Annotated in this window: 1 protein-coding gene and 1 pseudogene; both read left to right on the forward strand. The window is 70.9% G+C overall.

The annotated features are described in order from the left end of the window. Positions 1-382: pseudogene (locus tag APM_RS11880) on the forward strand (hypothetical protein); the annotation flags it as partial. A gap of 13 nt (positions 383-395) precedes the next feature. Continuing rightward, positions 396-1,584, forward strand: a 1,189-nt coding sequence (locus APM_RS11885; RefSeq protein WP_007423625.1) for a glycosyltransferase, incomplete at its 3' end; no start/stop codon positions are given.

Raw genomic sequence — 1,584 nt, forward strand, 5'->3', positions numbered from 1 at the left:
CGGCGACTGGCTGGGCGAAGCCGGGTCCGGCCACTGGATCGAGGGCATCGCCATCGCCGCCCCCGAGGGCATCGACCCGGCCGACCTCACCTACCAGGCGGTGCTCGGCCGCGGCTGGCTCTCCCCCTGGGTCGAGGCCGGGCACTATTGCGGCAGCCGCGGCATGGCGCTGCCGCTGCTCGGCTTCCGCGTCCGCCTGCAGGGCGAGGCGGCGAAGCGGTTCGACCTGCGCTGCGAGGCAACCTTCATCGACGGTTCGAAGACCCGCCCGGTCGGCAACGACGAAACCTGCGAGTCCGAGAGCCTGGCCGCGCTGGAGTCGATGCGCGTCACCCTGCTGCCGCGCGCGGCGGCGAAACCCGCCCCCCGCGGCCGCCGCTGAGCCGGGGCGCGCCGTGAAGTTCCTCTTCGTCCACCAGAACTTTCCGGGCCAGTACCTGCACATCGTGCGCGACCTGCTGGCCGAGGGCGGGCACGAGATCGTGTTCATGACCGAGCCGAACCGCAACGCCATTCCCGGCGTGCGCAAGGTCACCTACGCGGCGCCACCCCGCGTGCCGGACGGCGTCCACCCCGCCGCCCGCGAATACGACATGGCGATGCGCCGCGCCGAGGCCGGCTATGCCGGGGCGATGCAGATCCGCGCCCTCGGCTTCCGGCCGGACATCATCGTCGGCCATCACGGCTGGGGCGAGATGCTCAACCTGTGCGACGTGTTTCCCGGCGTGCCGATCCTCGGCTATTTCGAGTTCTACTACCGGATCGACGGGACGGACGTGAACTACGATCCCGAATTCCCGATGCCGCCCGAGCGCTTCGGCGCGGTGCGGGCGAAGAACGGGGTGAACCACCTCGCCTTCGCCCTCGGCCAGCACGGCCAGACGCCGACCGAATGGCAGCGCAGCACCTATCCCGCGTGGATGCACGGCCGGCTCTCCATCGTCCGCGAGGGGGTCGATCTCGGCATCTGCCGCCCCGATCCCGCCCTGCGCCGCCGCACCCTGAAGGTCGGCCCGCTCAGCGTCGCGCCGCGGCAGAAGCTCATCACCTATGTCGCCCGCAACCTCGAACCCTATCGCGGCTTCCACACCTTCATGCGCGCCCTGCCGCGCATCCTCGCCGCCCGCAGCGACGTGGTGGTCTCCCTCGTCGGCGGCGACGAGATCAGCTACGGCGCGCCGCCGCCGCAGGGCAACTGGCGCGGCGTGATGATGCAGGAACTCGCCGGCCGGATCGACCTCTCGCGCGTGCATTTCCTCGGCCGCGTCGAATACGAGGACCATATCGCCCTGCTCCGCCGGTCGGACGCGCATGTCTACCTGTCCTACCCCTTCGTCGCCTCCTGGAGCCTGCGCGAGGCGATGGCGGTCGGCGCGCCGATCGTCGGCGGCGACACGCCGACCGTCACCGAATTCATCGCCGATGGCGAAACCGGCCTGGTCGCCGCGAATCTCGACCCCGATTCGGTGGCCGACGCCGTGCTCCGTATGCTGGAGGAGCGCGACCTCGCCGCCCGCCTCGGCGAAACCGCCCGCGCCTATGCGGTCGCGAATCTCGATCTCGCCCAGTATCTGCGCGATTTCC

It is taken from the genome of Acidiphilium sp. PM, assembly GCF_000219295.1.
In the GTDB taxonomy this organism is placed as follows: domain Bacteria; phylum Pseudomonadota; class Alphaproteobacteria; order Acetobacterales; family Acetobacteraceae; genus Acidiphilium; species Acidiphilium multivorum.